Here is a 17,982-nt window from a genome sequence, read left to right as displayed (position 1 = left end):
AAATTAACTGTGAGGAAAAGCACTTTAAAATGGTGAGTTCAGTCCTCGCAAACTTGCGTAAACTATTGGAACTTTGTACCTCTTTAACCCATTAAGGATTTAAAAAAAAGTTACAATATGAAAACAATAACAGCGGTAAGTGCTTTAGTGATTTTTTCACTTTTAACAGTTATCAATAAAAAAGAAAAAACAATGGATACACCAAAAATTTTAATGATTTTGTCTAGTCATAAAGAGCTAGGAGACACTGGGAAAACTACAGGATATTATTTAAGTGAAGTTACTCATGCTTATGAAGTGTTTAAAGAAGCAGGTTATGACATCACATTTGTAAGTCCAGAAGGTGGTTTGCCACCAGTTGATGGTTTTGATCTTGATGATGAGATTAATAAGAAATATTGGGAAGATGAGGATTTTCAAGCAAAATTGAAATCAACCTTAAAGCCATCTCAAGTTGAAGCGAGTCAATACCAAGTAATTTACTACGCTGGTGGTCATGGAACGATGTGGGATTTCCCTAATAATCAGGAGTTAGCAAATATAGCTAGTGAGATTTATGAGAATGATGGAATTGTAAGTGCTGTATGTCACGGTCCTTCGGGATTGATCAATATCAAATTATCAGATGGTAGCTATTTAGTAGATGGTAAAACATTAAGCGTATTTACAAACGAAGAAGAAGCAAATGTTGAACTTACTGAGGTTGTTCCATTTTTACTAGAGGATGAATTAAAGGAAAAAGGAGCCAAAATTGATAAAGCCGATATGTGGCAAGAAAAAGTAAGTGTAGATCAACGTGTTGTTACAGGACAAAATCCAGCATCAGCAGGATTAGTAGCTCGTAGTGTAGTGGATTTACTCACTAAGTAATGCTTAAAAGCAATGATTATAAATAGAGAAACGCAGGTTCAAAACCTGCGTTTTTTCTTTTTATATAGTACTAGAATCTTCTAATTGTAAGAATTAAAAGATTGGTTCATCACTAAATTGAAAATTTGCTTTTATCGTTTTAAGTGTCCTTACGGTTTTCAAATTATTATTATTTCCACCAATCATTACTAGCAGCTACCGGTTTTGAGATAAACACAGGTTCTCCTATTTGTGGGATTACCATAGGAACACTAAGTTCGGTAGCTTTCTTCTCCACACGCTCAATTGGATCAGTCCAAGAATGCTGCGCTAGTTTGAATGCACCCCAGTGAATAGGCATCATAGATTTTGTTTTGAGATCAATTGCCGCTTGGGCAGTTTCCTCAGGAAACATGTGTATTTCTGACCACAATTCATTGTATTGACCACATTCAATCATCGCAAAATCAAACGGGCCGTATTTTTCACCTATTTCTTTAAAATGAGCACCATAACCACTATCACCGCTAAAAAATAGCTGTTCAGTTGAAGATTTAATGATCCACGAGCACCATAATGTTTGATCTCGGTCGCTCAAACCTCGACCAGAGAAATGTTGAGCAGGTGTGCTAGTAAAGGTTAAACCATAAAATTGCGTGTTTTCCCACCAATCAAATTCAGTGATTTTTTCATTATCAATTCCCCAAGCTAATAAATGATTTCCTAATCCTAGAGGAGTATAAAAGACTTCTACCTTGTCTTTTAATTTTATAATGGATTCATAATCCAAATGGTCATAATGATCATGGGATAATAGGACCACATCTATTTTTGGAAGTTGTTCTATAGTAATCGGAGGTTTCTCATTAAAACGTTTTGAACCTAACCATGGATGAGGTGCAGGAACATCACTCAACATAGGGTCTATCAGAATGTTTTTTTCATTGATCTGAACTAAAAAAGTAGAATGACCGAACCATATGATCCTTGCTTCACCCTTATAATTTTCAATGGATACAGAGTCAATTTTTTGAACTTGTAGTGAGTGGTTAGGTCTGGCATTGGGGATTTTTTTAAACATACCAGCAGTAGCCTTCATCATGTCTTTAAAGCTCATTTCTGTTGAGATGTTTCCTGCATTCTTAAACTTACCGTCAGTATAGTTGTCGGATTTTGTATAAGACTGTTTTTTTTCATCACTAGCCTTGCCTCCAAATTGTGGACTAGTGTATAAGAATATTACACTTATGAGGAAAATCACTGCTATAACAATACTTAGACCTAAAAGCACCTTTTTTAATATTTTTAATATGAACTTCATTTTTGTTTACTCTATAACAAAGGTATTAGGTAACATATCTTAAAAGTTCAAACTAATTATTCTTCTTAGTTTATGATGAGATAAATCTTAGTTAATTAATAGTATTGATAATGCAATCGACCTTAGAACATATATTATGTTCTAAGGTCGCTTTAAAACAATGACTTAATTTAGATGACTATATGATCTTGATCTTTATATTTTTCATAAAAATCAGGATAATTAGATTTAAAAGTGTTTTTAATAAATTCTAGAGGAACGTCTTCAAAGTGGCCGTAATCTTCAAGGTACGACATGAATTTTGCATTTTCATTATTGTATTCCTGTAAAACAGAATCTTGGGTACCATCAAATTCTAGAACGTTTACTTGATAAATGTCGCACAACTCCTTGTTGAAGGCTGGTGAGCACTTTACCCATTGATTATTAAAATACACATCTACCAGACCATGAGGAGCTAGCTCATTAGTTCCAATTACCTTTTCTAGACGTTCAATAGCTATGTGATTAGAAACTTTAGCAAGATGCAATCGTGCAGGTATATTAAAGGCACGTAGACATGCTATATATAAAATGGCTTTGTCAATGCAATGACCATCTTTTTTTTGAGCAATATTGCTAGCTTTAAAATGTTCAGCAGTCAAACCTATATTAAAGGGAAGATAGCGCCATCCATCTCTTACTTTAATATATAATTTCTCTATTAATTCCTGTTTAGATTCCAGATGACTAAATTCTTTGAGAATGTCCTGTATTACAGGATTTTCATAGTCAAAGAAGTAGGTAGATTCTGTATATTGCATTTCACAAATTTACATCATTTCGCCTCGTGCAGGATACTCTTTATCTAGTATAAAGTCTATAGCTTTTAACATAGATGGTAAATGAGGTCTACCCCATGGATTACTATTAATCGCAGCGTAGTAGATATCGTTATGACTATCAACAAGGAACAATCCAGGTTCACTAAAAAGATCAGGTTCACCTTCTTTAATTCCTTTGCTCAAATAAAGTCCCCAATTTCTAGCCGACTCTTCCGATAAATTATATCCTAGAGATACTTTGTCGATGTCCCATTTTTGTTTAGAAAGTCTAGCTCTTTTTTCATCATCCATACTTACAGCCATTGCCTGAACACCTTTATCCTTAAAATCAGATAAGAGTTCATTGAGTTGTTCCAAGTATTTTTTACATAATGGACAATGCAGTCCTCTATAAAATATTACAAGTGTAAAATTTTCACTATCTGCTTTTTTAAGATCCCATACTTTATCTCCTAGTAAAGGAAATGATAGTTCTGGAGCTTGTTGTTGTGGAATAGGTTTTTTCATAAAATAAAAATAGAATCTTGTAGCTGGACAATTCTAAAATCATTCCTAAACTCGTGCTAATGCCTTTTTAAAACGAAACTATTAACTATTAAATGTTTAATAAATTAAAATAAAGATTAAACAAAATAAGTATCTTTATTGAAAATTGAAATTATGGCAGATAAAGAAAAAAATAGAGTTCCTATGGTTAACAGAACTCCAGCCGATATGCATGCTGATGGTGTTCACTTTGATCCAAAAATCAAGGAGGCTTTAAAGGCTGAAAGAGCAAGACGTGAAACAAAACACCAAAAGAATCTAGATAAAAAATAGAGATTTATGTAATACTGTAACTTTTGTTACTGTTACGCTTTCGCGAAAGCGTGATATTTGCATAAAAATTTAATATTGATGCATTGGATTTATGAACCGTGGCCGTGGTATGTTGCAGGGCCATTGATTGCGCTTGTAATGTTTTTATTATTGTTTTTAGGTAAGCAATTTGGAATCTCGGCAAATTTAAGAACGAAATGTGCGGCTTTCGGAGCTGGTAAGACATCAGATTTTTTTGATTTTGATTGGAAAGAAGAGCGATGGAACTTAATGATTGTGCTAGGTGCGATAATTGGAGGATTCCTAGGATCCACCTTTATGACAAATAATGGTGATAACAGTGTTTCTATCTCAAAAAATACTGTAGAAGAGCTTAAAAGTGAGTATCATTTTCTAAGTGCTGGTGAAAGTTATTTGCCAGAAGAGTTGTTTGCAATGGAAAGCTTAAACGACTTCACAACAATCGAAATATTGCTAGTTGGTGGTTTTCTTGTTGGATTTGGAGCGCGATACGCAGGTGGCTGTACATCGGGACATGCTATATCTGGATTGAGCAACTTACAGTTACCATCTCTCATAGCTGTTATAGGTTTTTTTATAGGTGGATTAATAATGATTCACGTTTTCTTCCCCTTAATATTCTAATATGAAAAAGTATACAGCTTATTTAGCCATAGGAGTATTTTTTGGTTTAGTAATGTATAAGTCTGAGGCCGCTTCTTGGTTTAGGATTTATGAAATGTTTCGTTTCGATAGTTTTCATATGTACGGAATTATTGGAAGTGCTCTTATTCTAGGAGTAGTAGGAATACAATTAATTAAGCGTAAAAATATCAAAGCCTTAGGTGGACGAGATATGCAATTAAATCAAAAACAACCTAGCTTTCCTAGGTATTTAGTTGGCGGAATTCTTTTTGGATTAGGTTGGGCGCTTGCAGGTGCATGCCCTGGACCTATGTATGTTTTGATAGGTGCTGGTTTTCCTTCTATTTTAATCGTAATTAGTGGTGCATTAATAGGCACTTACGTTTATGGCCTTTTACGAGCTAGGCTTCCTCATTAATGGTGAATATTCTTGTTAATTTGTTTTAAATACCGAAATTACTGATAAACAGAAAATTAACTACTATTATCATAATGTTTGGAATTTTGCATGGTTATAAAATTTAACTTTGGTCAAAATTTCTGCTATGGATAGAATTACGTATAAAGATTTCGGTTATGCAGAAGTATTTGTTTTTAAAAATTTTTTAATCACCCAAATAGCGGAAGGGATTGTAGTTGGTGAAGGTCATGTTCGTTATTTGAAAATGTTCATAGAAAAAACCTACGGATCAAATCCGATGGTATATTTGAGTAATAGGATTAACTCGTATAGCGTAAATCCACTCGTCTATCATCATTTTCCCGAGATTCCCAATCTTCTGGGTATTGGTGTGGTTGCATATTCACCTCTTACTATTCAAAATATCAGGATAGAAAAAAAATTTTCAAAAGTTCCTTTTCAAGCATTTGATAAAATTGAACAAGCGGTCATTTGGTCTGATTATTTGGTCACAGCTCATATTAAAAACACATAGTATAACATAAATACTTACTGTATTTAAAAAACCTCTAACTCATAAAAAAGTTAGAGGTTTTTTAAATTATTTGATATTATTTTTTTGCAGCTAATTAATTATTTAGATTTGTCTAAAAATAAGTTTTGACGCTTCGTAAATTAGAATTTTGTATAGTAATGGCTTTTGTAATGCCTATTATTTCACTCGCTCAATCACCTTCTTTAACTATAAAGGGTAAAGTTTTAAGTGATAAAGATCCTGTAGTTCTGGCTACTGTTGTAGTTGCAGAAACACACACACGAGCATTCACTAATATTGATGGTGAATTTTCTATAACCTTAGATGAGAAAGGTGAGTATACTCTTTATATTTCAGCATCCGGATATCGCAATTCAACCCAAACCATTAATCTATCTCAAGAAGAATACTCGTTTGAATTCACATTGACAAAAGATGCTTTAGGATTAGACCAAGTTGTAGTAAGCGCTACTCGTAATCGAGTAGAACGTAAAAAAGCACCGGTGGTAATATCTTCTATACGTACAAGATTGCTCAATGCAACCCAATCAACTACACTGGCCGATGGATTAGGTTATGCTCCTGGAGTAAGAGTAGAAAATAATTGTCAAAATTGTGGATTTACTCAAGTAAGATTAAATGGATTACAAGGAGCCTATACTCAGATTCTTTTGAATAGTAGACCAGTATTCACTTCTCTATTGGGCGTTTATGGTCTAGAGCAAATACCCGTTAATACCATTGATCGTATTGAAGTGGTGCGCAGTGGTGGTAGTGCTCTATATGGCTCAAATGCTATTGCAGGAACGGTAAACGTAATCACCAAAGATCCTGTTTTAAATACTTGGGAAATAGGTAGTGCCATATCAAGCATAAAAGGAGACGCACTGGATAGAAATTTAAATTTCAATTCATCTATAGTAGCTGATGATTTACAGACTGGAGTTACCTTGTACGGCTCATACCGCAATCGCGACGCCTATGATGCTAATGATGATGGCTTTACTGAATTAGTAGAAATTGATAACACTACTGTAGGGGCAAAAGCTTTCTTGAAACCTCATGAGCGCAGTAGGATCTCATTAAATTTAAATGCCATAAAGGAATATAGACGTGGTGGTGACCGACTGGATCTTGCACCTCAATTTACCGATATTACTGAAGAGCTTCAACATGATACATTCATAGGTGGTGCCGATTATGAATGGGAAAGCACCGATTACTCTCACAAGCTACAAGCTTATACAAGTACATCTTATACAAATCGAGACAGCTATTACGGTGGTTTAGGAGGATCAAGAACTAGGCAGGATAGTTTAATTGCCAATAATGCATTTGGTACTACTAAGGATTTGGCTTGGGTAACAGGAGTTCAACATACTAAATCGTTCACAAGAGATGTAATTACTTCAGGATTGGAATACGTAACAACCAATACAGAAGATGAAATTCCTGGTTATAATCGTTCTATTGATCAACAGGTAAATACTATTGGGTTTTATTCACAATACGAGTGGAAACCTACCGAAAAAGTTACTGCTTTATTAGGAGCAAGATTAGACCATGTAAACGTGGATGGGAAATATTCAGTAGGGACAGTTTTGCGAGAGGTATCAATTGATCAAACAGCTATTTCTCCCAGATTAACTATGAGTTATGACCTGACAAAACAAATTAAATTACGAGCAGGTTATGCTCGCGGTTTTAGAGCTCCACAAGCTTTTAATGAAGATTTACATATATCTAGTGTAGGAGGAGAACAGCTCTTTGTTATCTTATCTGAAGATTTAAAAACAGAATACTCTAATGCGTTTACCAGTTCTTTTAATTACTCTCTCTCAAAAAACTTACTTCAATTAGATTTTCTAGTAGAAGGATTTTATACAACTATTCAGGATCCATTTACTCAAGTGAGCACAGGTGCTACCTTGAATAATGGTTCTATATTAGAAGAGGTGCGCAATGGTTCTGGTGCAACTGTCTTTGGTAGTAATATTGAAATTGGTGTTTCGCCATCGTCCGATTGGAGGTTTCAAATAGGCGCTACTTATCAAGAATCTAGGTATGATGATGAACAATTACTCTTTGAAAGCGATGGTACTTTAGGAGAGGCTGATATCTTTATAGATGAGTTTGTACGTAATCCTAATTGGTATGGGTTTTTAAATGCTACCTGGTTACCGTCAGAAAAGTTTAATGTCGATCTTACCAGTACCTATACAGGTCGCATGAATGTTCCTAGAGTAATAAGTGACAGCGGATTTCTTCAAATAAATCGATCTAATCCTTTTTTAGACATGAATCTCAAAGTTGAAACTCATTTTGATTACAGTGATGATTTTATGATTACCATTTCTGGTGGTGTGCGCAATATCTTTGATAGTTTTCAAGATGATTTTGATACAGGCGCTACCAGAGATTCAGATTATGTTTATGGGCCTATGGCTCCTAGAACTGTATTTTTAGGAATCAAAATTGGTAAAATGCATTGATTATGAAACTGTATACTACACTCGTTTTTGTTATTGTGGCCTTTGTGGTATTACCATTAAACGCACAAGACAATTCAATAGAATGGACCACGATTGAGAATGTTGAGGACTCGCTTTCGCGAAAGCGTAAAAAAACAATCCTTTATTTTTATACGGATTGGTGTGTGTATTGTAAAAAAATGGAGCAATCTGCATTTAGAGATCTGCAGGTAATAGAGAAATTAAAAAAGGATTATTATACGATTAAATTAAACGCTGAAACGGCTAATACTATCCAAATAGGCAATGATCAATTTGTCAATAAAAATCTTAAAAAATCTAGAAACCCGACTCATGAGCTCGCCGAATTATTAGGAAGTCGAAAAGACAAACCTTTTGTAGCGCCTGTAATCGTACTATTTGATGAACAATTCAATGTTATCAAGCGTTCTTTTGAGTATTTATCACCAAAGGAATTGTATCAATGGATTCAATAAAAAAAGCCTTTTCGTAAAATGAAAAGGCTTTTCTTCTTTTTTGTTTAAAAATCTTATAAAGTAATATTGATAGTATTACCAGTTACTGTTGTATACACTGCTTGATTGTCACAAGCACCAGAGCCATAATCCAAGCTACCTTGTAGAACTGTGCCATTAAAATCAAGAACACCTTGAGTGATATTTGCACAAGTATAAGGTTTGAGTAAAGGTTGTGAGATCGTAATTGTAAGACTAGAACCATTTGGTCTACTTACCGTTCTATTACCCATGAATAATTCCACTACATCATCAGTTCTTGTTAATGTTCCAGCTCCTTGAATAAGTCGAGTGTCAACGTCGCTATTAAAGTTAAATACCGATCCGTTTAGACTAGTAAAACTTCCATTTGAAACATTTCGATTCCATTGAATACTGGTTGATGTTGACGTATTTGTATAAGTTACTAGACCAGATAAACCTCTTCCATTTATAGTGTAATTGCGTCTTTCTACAGTTGCTACTGCTCCTGGATCACGTAACATGTCAGTTAAAGTAATTTCGATTATCCCGGTTCGGGTAATACCTCTAGGAGATGTGCAGCCAGTCCCAAAATCTAGTGTATACGTTTTAGGAAAACCACCGTTTGTAGTTTGAGTGGTAACAACCACACAACCATTTTTAGAAATGCTATCCTCTTCTGTAAAATCTCTTGAGAAATTAAGATCCTCGACATCTAGAACTAGGTCAAAATCAAACGATTCTGCTACTTCAATAGCTGCGCTTTCCTTTGCTAGTTCTGTATCAGATTGGTTTGTGTTTTCTTCATCACTAGAACATGAGGTGCCTATTGAAAGTAATACTGTCATGAAAGGTAAAATCAATAATTTTCTCATAATAAATGGTTTTAATGTTTAACGATCATGAGACCCTTAAAATTGTAGAAAGTTTAAAAGGACCTATTTTTTAAGTCCAAGTAAAAGTAAATCTGGCAGTTCTACTTTAAGGGTTTCAATCTCACTGGGAGATTTCTTTGGAATCCATAAATAGATGGATCTAAGTGTGCTCAAAAGATTGAATAAGATAGTTTCAACACTCATGTTTTTGAACTCGCCTTTATCGATTCCTTCTAGTATGATTTGTTTAAAATCAGCCTCATAATTCTTACGCAATCGAATATATTCTTCATAGGAAACTCCTTCTAGATGCATCCAGTCGTTATTAAGAACAGCTAGTGAATCAGTAAGTGATAAAGCAATTTTTATATGTAAGGCGATAAGATTTTGAGCCTTTACAAAGGCAGTGCTATCGTCACTTTCAACTTGCTTCATTCCATTGGTAAATTCGTGAGCAACCTCAAGAATTAAAATCGTAAGTATTTCTTGTTTACCAGATATATGATTATACAAGCTTGCAGCCTTCATATCTAGCGCCGCAGCTAGATCTCGCATGGTAACGGCAGAATATCCACGTTCTTTAAAAAGTCGTGCTGCAGTAGTTAGAATTTGAGATTTACGCTGGGTCATGGGATTGCAAGTATACCTCTAAAACAAATTATTCACAAAAGTTTATACCATCCATGTGATAATTAGACTTTAGATTTGCGTGTAAATATGCAGACATGCTACAAAACATAGAATCTAATCCTTTAATTGACCGTTTACCACCTCATTTAAAACAATTCATAAAACCACAAAACTATGAATTGTACACAGCGCAAGATCAAGCTGTTTGGCGTCATGTCATGCAACGTAATGTTGAGTTTTTAAGTAAAGTCGCTCATGGATCGTACTTAAAAGGATTGGAAAAAACAGGTATTTCTATTGAAGAGATTCCTTCTATGTATGGAATGAATCGTATTTTAAAGGAAATAGGCTGGGCAGCAGTTGCGGTTGATGGATTTATTCCACCAGCTGCCTTTATGGAATTTCAAGCCTATAAAATATTGGTAATTGCTGCCGATATAAGAAAGCTTGAGAATATTGAATACACGCCTGCTCCAGATATTATCCACGAGGCTGCAGGACATGCTCCTATAATTGCCAGCCCAGACTACGCAGAATATTTAAGACGATTTGGAGAAATAGGTAGTAAAGCAATTTCAAGTGCACACGATCATCAAATGTACGAGGCTGTTAGGCAGCTTTCCATACTTAAAGAAACACGCACGGCTGTTCACGATGCACAACTAGATCAACAAATCTCCATTGCCGAGGAAGAAGTGGAACGTTTACAAAACAAAAAGGTGGAACCTAGCGAGATGTCTCTCATTCGCAATTTGCACTGGTGGACAGTAGAATACGGATTAGTAGGAACCCTAGACGACCCTAAGATTTATGGAGCAGGATTGCTTTCTAGTATAGGTGAAAGTAAAAGTTGCCTGGAGCCAGAAGTGGAAAAAAGACCCTATTCTATTGAGGCCGCTTATCAAGACTTTGATATAACTCGCAAACAACCGCATTTATATGTTACACCAGATTTTGCCCGATTGAGCGAGGTTCTTGAGGAGTTTGCCAATACTATGGCTGTACGTAAAGGTGGTCATCGAGGCTTACGTAAATTAATAGATTCTAAGAGTTTAGGGACTATAGAATTGAGCACCGGATTACAAGTATCAGGAGTATTTACTCGTATGATTACTAATGAGGATAATGAGGTTGTATTCTTTGAGACAACGGGTGAATCGGCACTAGCGTATAGGGAGAAGGAACTTATCGGGCATGGAATTTCTACACATAAAAAAGGCTTTTTGAGTCCGCTAGGAAAACTAAAAGGCATTTCACTAGCCATTGAGGATATGGGACCTCGTGATTTACAAGCTTATAATTTTTATGATAATGAACGTATAGAGTTTACCTATGAAAGTGGTATTCACGTAGAAGGTTTAAATGTAACTGGTATGCGTAATTTGAATGGTAAACTTATGCTTATTCAATTTGTGGACTGCACGGTTACTTACAAGGATGAGGTGCTTTTTACACCTCAAGATGGTATGCTGCATTTAGCAGTTGGAAAGGAAATAGTTAGTGCCTATGCTGGTCCGGCCGATTATCACAGTTTTGACCTGGTATACCACGAGAGTGATACAAAAACTGTGAAACCTGTTTACACTGAAAAACAACTTGTTGTTCATGGATGGTATGAAAAAGTACGACGCTTTCGCGAAAGCGTAAAAACAAATAACACTGTCCTAAAGGATGATCAAATCAATGAGCTTACAGGTATCTTGAATCAAGTGGAAAAAGAATTTCCTGATCAATGGTTGTTGATAGATGAGATTAATGAGTTACTTACTTAAAAAGTTATAAGTGGGAATGAAGTACGCACAATAGTTCCATTGCCAAGTGTGCTCGTTAATGTGGTAATACCGTTCAATTCATCAACTAACTGATGGAGCAATTTTAAGCCATCGGAATAGAAGAGTTCTTTTTTAGTAAAGCCTACGCCAGTGTCATGCGTAATTATCACAAGTTCTTTGTTTTCTATAGAAACAATATTTGTGATGTAAGTCGCTGCGGAGTGTTGAACTGCGTTGTGCAGTGCTTCGTTTGTTAGTATTAGTAATTTCCAGAAATGTATAGGTTCTAACTTTTGGTTTAAATAGGTCGGAAAACTGGTTTTAAAAGTCGTTTTACTGGAAGTTTTCTTGTAATGGTCCTGTAGATTTGTGATAAGCTTAGTAAGGTCATCGAGAGAAAATTCTATACTTTTAAGGGAGTAATCGGTAATAATATGGATAGCTTCGTTTTTAACTGAAGGTTCTTCTGTATGTTTAGCAGCAAGGGATTTTATTAAGTCGTGTTGTTTTTTTAAGCGAGTTCTATGTGCTGCTCTAGCTTTTACTGTAGCTTTTTTGGCGGCTTTTTCTTCTTGCTTAAAGAATTGAACAATAAGTATCCCAAGACCAAAACCTATAATTATATAGTTTATGTATTCCATACGACTAAGGTATAAAAGCTACATTTAGGACTTTAAAAATTAGTAAATAAATATGTTCGGACTATTTAAAAATAAAAAGAAACAAAGAATACAGGAATACCTTAATCAGGATGCATTGCTTCTTGATGTGCGCACATCATCAGAATTTAATGGTAATAATATCCCTGGATCATTAAACATACCATTGTCTTCTTTAGAGAGTCAATTGGATAAATTGGATAAGGAAAAACCCATAATCGCATATTGTAAAATGGGTGGTCGTAGTACTATGGCTACTGCAAAACTTAAGTCTAAGGGATTTAAAGTTATTGATGCTGGTGGAATAGGTTCCGTTAAAAAACATATCAAAAAGAATTAAAGTAGATTTTTCCTATTTTTACCCTATGAAATTGGATTATCATAACATCAAGGCCGAAGGTAAATTTACCATTACCAACTTTCAATGTGGTCCTTCCTTAAACTTGCTAAAGGAAGATGGTATGTATAAAATTATATGGTGTAATAAAGGAGAGCAAGAAATGATGGTTGATGGGTATGACTTATTGCTCAAACAAAATCAAGTACTGTTTTGTACGCCAAATAATATAGTTGAGGTTCCAAAGAACAATCAAGGTTTAATTGCCTTTGTGTTTAATCGCGAGTTTTATTGTATTCAACATAATGATGAAGAAGTAAGTTGTAATGGGCTGTTATTCTATGGCTCGTCTACCGCGCCGGTAATCTCATTGTCAGATAAACAATCTCGTAGTTTTGAGGCTATGCTTTTACTTTTTCAAGAAGAGTTTGAGACTAAGGATCGTATTCAAGGTGAAATGTTAAGAACGTTGCTTAAAAGAGTGTTGATTACCAGCACTCGATTACTCAAAGAAAATGGTTTGTCTGAGGAACTATCCATTAAACAGCTTGATTTATTTAGACAGTATAACATTTTAGTAGAGCAACATTTTAAGGAAAACCATCAAGTAAGTGATTATGCAGCCATGTTATACAAATCACCCAAAACCTTATCCAATTTGTTCAAAAAAAACAATTTAAAATCGCCCTTACAGATTATAAACGAGCGCATTGTTGTAGAAGCAAAACGCTTGTTGAGAAATTCTCAACATAGCGCTGAGGAAATAGCTTTTGAATTAGGATACAACGAGGCTAGTCATTTCTCTAAGTTTTTTAAAAAACATGTAGGAATATCACCCTTGCAGTATCGCAAAGATCACTAGAACTTTCTAGCTGTTAAACCACTAGGGATATATAACTGGCGACTGTCATACATATTGATATACACATCTAGAGTGTCTTTACTTCCTTTGTAATAAACGCGGTACTTATCTAATAAAGCGACACCTTTAAAACCATTTTTTGATTTCATAGGGCAACAGCTTCCAGCTCTGTAATATTCAAGCTCTTCTCCATTAGGACCAGCTAGTGCATTTAGAAAGCGTCGTTCATTAGTTGGACCTTCGTTAGAATTAACGCCACCTACCATGGCAGGCTTGTCAGGTGAATATCCATAATCCTTATCAGTTGCCTTGGCAGTTATAAGAAAGGCATAAGAGTTTTGAAGAATTTGAGTTTTCTCAACACCTGTATCTTCAGTTTTTGAATTACTTTTTTCAAGAGCAGTTTTAGTACTATTGCAGCTCGTCATCAAGATAAAAAGTGTAAATAAGGCTAGGTTTTTCATGTTGAAATTTTGGTTTATTAAAAATACAATCTTTAAAACAAAAACAGGCAGTTCTTTATGAACCTGCCTGTTTTCAATCAACCAACTAACTATGAAAAAAATACACTTTATACAGTAGCAGCTTCCAAAGCTTGTGCTTCTGGAAAATCTACCGGCACTTGTGTAGTATTGTGTAGGTAATTTGAAATGGTTTTATCACCTATTAAAACGATAGTATCAACTAGATTTTCTTGCGAATATCCAGCGTCAAAAAAAGCTTCTATTTTGTCATTATCTGCGCGACCTCTATTTTCAGTAATATTTTTGGCCAGCGCTGCAAGAGCATTGTAACTCTCATTGTTACTAGATTTTCCTGATCGGAACTCTAGGATTTCCTCGTCAGTAAATCCATTCATTTTTCCTATCGCAGTATGAGCGCTCAAGCAATATTGACATTCATTTACCTGGCTTACCGCAAGGTTTACGATTTCTTTTTCTTTATTATTTAAAGAAGTTTTGGCGCTTGAGAAATTCAAATAATTACTCAATGCATTATTGGAAAGCGCATAGGTCGCGTATAGATTAGGTACAAACCCTAATTGTTTCTCAAGGTTGTCAAAAATTCCTTGATTTGTATTGTTAACTTGATCTCTTGTTGGGACATTAAAAGTTGCCATATTGTATTTATTTAATTGTACTTGTTTGTTTTGTTGGTACAAATATCCGATGAGAAAAGACCTTTAGAAATGTGGTTATTTCCTTATACGTTATCAATAATTCCCGATACTTAAATTTTGTGCTCTTAGACTTATATTTAAGGAAAATTTGAATGCATGAAATGTTTAAAATTACTCTTGACTTTATTGGTTGTTTTAGCTTGCGCCAAAACAAATTCACAACAACTACCAGAACCACCAGAATCCCAAAAACTTTACGAATCTCAAAACTTTAGATTATTAGGTCCGTTTAGAGGTGGCCGTAGTGCCGCTGTTACGGGTGTTCCAGGTAAGCCTAATTTGTTTTATTTCGGAAGCACCGGTGGTGGAGTGTGGAAAACACAAGATGGTGGTAGAACCTGGAAGAATATCTCTGATGGATTTTTTGGAGGATCTATTGGTGCTGTAAGCGTTGCACCAAGTGATCATAATGTAATCTATGTTGGTGGTGGAGAAAAAACTGTGAGAGGAAATGTATCTAGCGGATATGGTGTGTATAAAAGTGAAGATGCAGGTAAAACATGGAAGTCTGCAGGATTACCTAATAGTAGACACGTACCTCGTATCGCTATCGATCCCAATGACCACAATATTGTTTACGCAGCTGTACTAGGTAATATTTACAAACCCACAACAGATCGCGGCGTCTATAAATCTACCGATGGTGGTAAAACATGGAGCAAAAAACTTTATGCCAATGATATGGCAGGAGCTGTTGATTTAATAATAGACCCTAACAATCCACGTGTTTTATATGCTAGTACTTGGAGACTTCAACGCACACCTTATAGTTTAAGCAGTGGTGGTGATGGCAGTGCTTTATGGAAAAGTACAGATTACGGTGAAACATGGAAGGAAATCTCTTCCAATGAAGGTTTCCCTCAAGGTACTTTAGGAATAATGGGTATTACCGTATCACCAGTAAGTAGTGACAGGTTATATGCCATAGTTGAACATAAAGACAAAGGTGGTGTTTATCGTAGTAATGACGCTGGCCTTACATGGCGACGCACCAATAGTGACCGTAGTTTAAGACAAAGAGCCTGGTATTACACACGTATTTATGCCGATACTGAAGACGTGGATAAACTCTACGTAGTAAACGTAAGCTACCATAAAAGCGTTGATGGTGGTAAAACCTTTGAAAGTGCCAGAGCGCCTCATGGTGATCATCACGATTTATGGATTGCACCAGAGGATTCAAATAGAATGATCATGGCCGATGACGGTGGCGCACAAGTAACCTACGATGGTGGTCAAACTTGGAGTACCTATCACAATCAACCTACTGCTCAATATTATAGAGTAACCACAGATGATAGCTTTCCTTATCGAATTTATGTGGCACAACAAGATAATGGAACTATTAGAATCCCTCATAGAACTACTGGTCGTAGTATAACAGATAAAGACTGGGAAGGAACTGCTGGTGGAGAAAGTGCTCACATTGCAGTGGATCCTAAAAATTACGATATCGTTTATGGTGGTAGCTATGGTGGTTATCTTACTAGGGTAAATCATCAAACTAAATCGGTACGTGCGGTAAACGTTTGGCCAGATAATCCAATGGGTCATGGTGCAGAAGGAATGAAATACCGTTTTCAATGGAACTTCCCTATTATGTTTTCAAAACATGAACCTAATAAATTATACGCGTTCTCAAATCACGTTCACGTAACTACTGACGAAGGTCAAAGTTGGGAACTACTAAGTAAAGATCTTACACGTAATGACCCTACAAAATTAGGTCCTAGTGGTGGACCTATTACAAAAGATAACACAGGTGTAGAATACTATTGTACCATTTTTGCCGCTGCCGAATCTCCTGTGAAAGCTGGTGAGTTATGGGTAGGAAGTGATGATGGACTAGTACACCTTACTCGTGATGGTGGGAAAAACTGGCAAAATATAACTCCTAAGGGACTTCCAGAATGGGCTCAAATAAATAGTATTGAACCTAGTCGTTACAACGCAGCCACATGCTACGTGGCAGCAACACGATACAAGCTAGGAGACTTTGAACCGTACCTATTTAAAACAGACGATTACGGGAAAACCTGGAAAAAAATAACCACCGGTATACCAGACGAGCATTTTACGCGTGTTATCCGTGAAGATGACAAAACTCAAGGTATGTTATACGCAGGAACCGAGACTGGATTGTACATCTCCTTCAACGATGGTAAAAATTGGGAGAGTTTTCAACTTAACCTCCCTATAGTTCCAGTAACAGATCTTGCTGTGAAGAATAGTAACCTAATCATCGCAACTCAGGGAAGAAGTTTGTGGATTCACGATGACTTAGATTTAGTTAGACAAGGAGTGCAGCACACGCTTTCGCGAAAGCAGAATGAAAACATTCTTTTCAAACCAAAAACTGCCTACAGGATGGCAGGAAATGGTAGGCCAGGATCTTTAACTGCAGGGACAAACCATCCAGCAGGTGTTCAAGTTCATTTTTATTTACCGAAATTAAATGAGAAGGACAGTGTGGCACTTAGCTTTTATGACGATAAAAATAAGTTGATTAAAAAGTATGCTACTTATGATAAAAAAAGTCCGCTCAAGGCAAAAACCGGTGCAAATCTATTTAATTGGAATACTCAATACGACGGTGCTGAACAGCTAAAAGGTATGATTCTATGGTGGGCAAACCTTTCTGGGCCCAAAGCTGTTCCTGGTAATTATAAGGTAGAATTAGAGATTAATGATGAGAAGTTAAGTCAACCTATTACCATTATCGCACCACCAAATAGTGAGGCAACTGTGGCAGACATGCAAAAACAGTTTGATTTTATAACCGAGGTAAACGCAACGGTTGACAAAGCGCATAAGAGTATTAAAAATATACGCGAGTTTAATAAGAAACTTACTTCATTTAAAAACCTTTATAAGGAGGATGAGAGAGAAGAAGTGAAAGAAATGGTGGAAATGGCCACTCAAATGCAAAAGAAATTCAATGAGGTAGAAAAAGCGCTGTATCAAACCCAAAACCGCAGTGGTCAGGATCCATTAAACTTCCCAATTCGTTTGACGAATAAGTTGGCTCATTTAAATAGCCTAACAGGAATGAGTGAATTTGCACCTACTGATCAAGCGATTCAAGTAAAAAATGAGTTAACTAGTGCGATTGAATTACAGCTTCAGGAGTTTGACAAGGTACTCCAATCAGATATTAAGCAGTTCAATAATAAGTTTAACGAGATTAAACTAGATTACTTAATGTTGGATAAAGAATAATTCTAGCACAATTTAGATCAAAATCCGCAGAAATAATCTCTGCGGATTTTTTATTTTAAGCATAATGTATTGATATTCAATATATAA

General features: G+C 35.6%; 19 protein-coding genes. 11 read left to right on the top strand and 8 right to left on the bottom strand.

Going from position 1 to position 17,982, the window contains the following annotated elements:
• Positions 1–117: 117 nt before the first annotated feature.
• The gene (locus tag I5168_RS01115) at positions 118–870 is read left to right on the top strand and encodes a type 1 glutamine amidotransferase domain-containing protein (protein ID WP_105018373.1); all 753 of its coding nucleotides are present in this window, start codon (positions 118–120) and stop codon (positions 868–870) included.
• 169 nt (positions 871–1,039) lie between these two features.
• Here the strand turns inward: I5168_RS01115 and I5168_RS01110 are convergent, their stop codons facing one another.
• The 3 genes from I5168_RS01110 to I5168_RS01100 form a co-directional block, all read right to left on the bottom strand.
• The gene (locus tag I5168_RS01110; RefSeq protein WP_431472197.1) at positions 1,040–2,170 is read right to left on the bottom strand and encodes an MBL fold metallo-hydrolase; all 1,131 of its coding nucleotides are present in this window, start codon (positions 2,168–2,170) and stop codon (positions 1,040–1,042) included.
• A 170-nt stretch (positions 2,171–2,340) separates the two neighbouring features.
• Positions 2,341–2,973, bottom strand: a complete 633-nt coding sequence (locus tag I5168_RS01105; RefSeq protein ID WP_431472196.1) for a transglutaminase-like domain-containing protein — start codon at positions 2,971–2,973, stop codon at positions 2,341–2,343.
• A gap of 9 nt (positions 2,974–2,982) precedes the next feature.
• Positions 2,983–3,501 (bottom strand): redoxin domain-containing protein, encoded by a 519-nt coding sequence (locus I5168_RS01100; RefSeq protein ID WP_431472195.1) that lies wholly within the window; start codon positions 3,499–3,501, stop codon positions 2,983–2,985.
• 153 nt (positions 3,502–3,654) lie between these two features.
• Here I5168_RS01100 and I5168_RS01095 point away from each other — a divergent pair, with 153 nt between their 5' ends.
• From I5168_RS01095 to I5168_RS01070, 6 genes are all read left to right on the top strand, one after another.
• Positions 3,655–3,813, top strand: a complete 159-nt coding sequence (locus I5168_RS01095; protein ID WP_181072550.1) for a hypothetical protein — start codon at positions 3,655–3,657, stop codon at positions 3,811–3,813.
• A 78-nt stretch (positions 3,814–3,891) separates the two neighbouring features.
• Positions 3,892–4,458, top strand: coding sequence for a YeeE/YedE family protein (locus tag I5168_RS01090; RefSeq protein ID WP_431472194.1), 567 nt, complete (start codon positions 3,892–3,894; stop codon positions 4,456–4,458).
• Between the two features lies 1 nt (position 4,459).
• Complete coding sequence (locus I5168_RS01085) at positions 4,460–4,876, top strand: DUF6691 family protein (protein WP_431472193.1); 417 nt, start codon at positions 4,460–4,462, stop codon at positions 4,874–4,876.
• A 127-nt stretch (positions 4,877–5,003) separates the two neighbouring features.
• Positions 5,004–5,393 (top strand): hypothetical protein, encoded by a 390-nt coding sequence (locus I5168_RS01080; RefSeq protein WP_431472192.1) that lies wholly within the window; start codon positions 5,004–5,006, stop codon positions 5,391–5,393.
• A 125-nt stretch (positions 5,394–5,518) separates the two neighbouring features.
• Positions 5,519–7,885 (top strand): TonB-dependent receptor, encoded by a 2,367-nt coding sequence (locus tag I5168_RS01075; protein ID WP_431472191.1) that lies wholly within the window; start codon positions 5,519–5,521, stop codon positions 7,883–7,885.
• 2 nt (positions 7,886–7,887) lie between these two features.
• Positions 7,888–8,361, top strand: a complete 474-nt coding sequence (locus I5168_RS01070; protein WP_431472190.1) for a thioredoxin family protein — start codon at positions 7,888–7,890, stop codon at positions 8,359–8,361.
• A 53-nt stretch (positions 8,362–8,414) separates the two neighbouring features.
• On the opposite strand, the gene I5168_RS01065 is transcribed toward I5168_RS01070, so the two are convergent.
• Both I5168_RS01065 and I5168_RS01060 read right to left on the bottom strand, forming a co-directional pair.
• A complete protein-coding gene (locus I5168_RS01065) occupies positions 8,415–9,236 on the bottom strand; it encodes a hypothetical protein (RefSeq protein WP_431472189.1) in 822 nt (273 codons plus the stop codon).
• Positions 9,237–9,299: 63 nt separating this feature from the next.
• Positions 9,300–9,866, bottom strand: coding sequence for a TetR/AcrR family transcriptional regulator (locus I5168_RS01060; RefSeq protein ID WP_042279839.1), 567 nt, complete (start codon positions 9,864–9,866; stop codon positions 9,300–9,302).
• Between the two features lie 95 nt (positions 9,867–9,961).
• Here I5168_RS01060 and I5168_RS01055 point away from each other — a divergent pair, with 95 nt between their 5' ends.
• The gene (locus I5168_RS01055) at positions 9,962–11,638 is read left to right on the top strand and encodes an aromatic amino acid hydroxylase (RefSeq protein WP_431472188.1); all 1,677 of its coding nucleotides are present in this window, start codon (positions 9,962–9,964) and stop codon (positions 11,636–11,638) included.
• Here I5168_RS01055 and I5168_RS01050 read toward each other — a convergent pair.
• Entirely contained in the window at positions 11,635–12,279 is a 645-nt protein-coding gene (locus tag I5168_RS01050) for a hypothetical protein (protein WP_431472187.1), read from the bottom strand. The genes I5168_RS01055 and I5168_RS01050 overlap by 4 nt on opposite strands.
• A 52-nt stretch (positions 12,280–12,331) precedes the next feature.
• Here I5168_RS01050 and I5168_RS01045 point away from each other — a divergent pair, with 52 nt between their 5' ends.
• Both I5168_RS01045 and I5168_RS01040 read left to right on the top strand, forming a co-directional pair.
• Entirely contained in the window at positions 12,332–12,637 is a 306-nt protein-coding gene (locus I5168_RS01045; RefSeq protein WP_105018384.1) for a rhodanese-like domain-containing protein, read from the top strand.
• A 25-nt stretch (positions 12,638–12,662) separates the two neighbouring features.
• Positions 12,663–13,496 (top strand): helix-turn-helix domain-containing protein, encoded by an 834-nt coding sequence (locus tag I5168_RS01040; protein WP_431472186.1) that lies wholly within the window; start codon positions 12,663–12,665, stop codon positions 13,494–13,496.
• Here I5168_RS01040 and I5168_RS01035 read toward each other — a convergent pair.
• Both I5168_RS01035 and I5168_RS01030 read right to left on the bottom strand, forming a co-directional pair.
• Positions 13,493–13,960, bottom strand: a complete 468-nt coding sequence (locus I5168_RS01035; RefSeq protein WP_431472185.1) for a 2-dehydro-3-deoxyphosphooctonate aldolase — start codon at positions 13,958–13,960, stop codon at positions 13,493–13,495. The two genes, I5168_RS01040 and I5168_RS01035, sit on opposite strands and share 4 nt — an antisense overlap.
• A 107-nt stretch (positions 13,961–14,067) precedes the next feature.
• On the bottom strand, positions 14,068–14,616 hold the full coding sequence (locus I5168_RS01030; RefSeq protein ID WP_085774190.1) for a carboxymuconolactone decarboxylase family protein: 549 nt from the start codon (positions 14,614–14,616) through the stop codon (positions 14,068–14,070).
• A 156-nt stretch (positions 14,617–14,772) separates the two neighbouring features.
• Here I5168_RS01030 and I5168_RS01025 point away from each other — a divergent pair, with 156 nt between their 5' ends.
• The gene (locus I5168_RS01025) at positions 14,773–17,895 is read left to right on the top strand and encodes a VPS10 domain-containing protein (RefSeq protein ID WP_431472184.1); all 3,123 of its coding nucleotides are present in this window, start codon (positions 14,773–14,775) and stop codon (positions 17,893–17,895) included.
• Positions 17,896–17,982: the final 87 nt, after the last annotated feature.

The sequence above is a fragment of the Nonlabens sp. SCSIO 43208 genome, assembly GCF_050703575.1.
Lineage (GTDB): Bacteria > Bacteroidota > Bacteroidia > Flavobacteriales > Flavobacteriaceae > Nonlabens > Nonlabens tegetincola.
The sequence above is the reverse complement of the archived record's forward strand: the minus strand, read 5'-3'. Positions and strand labels throughout refer to the sequence as shown.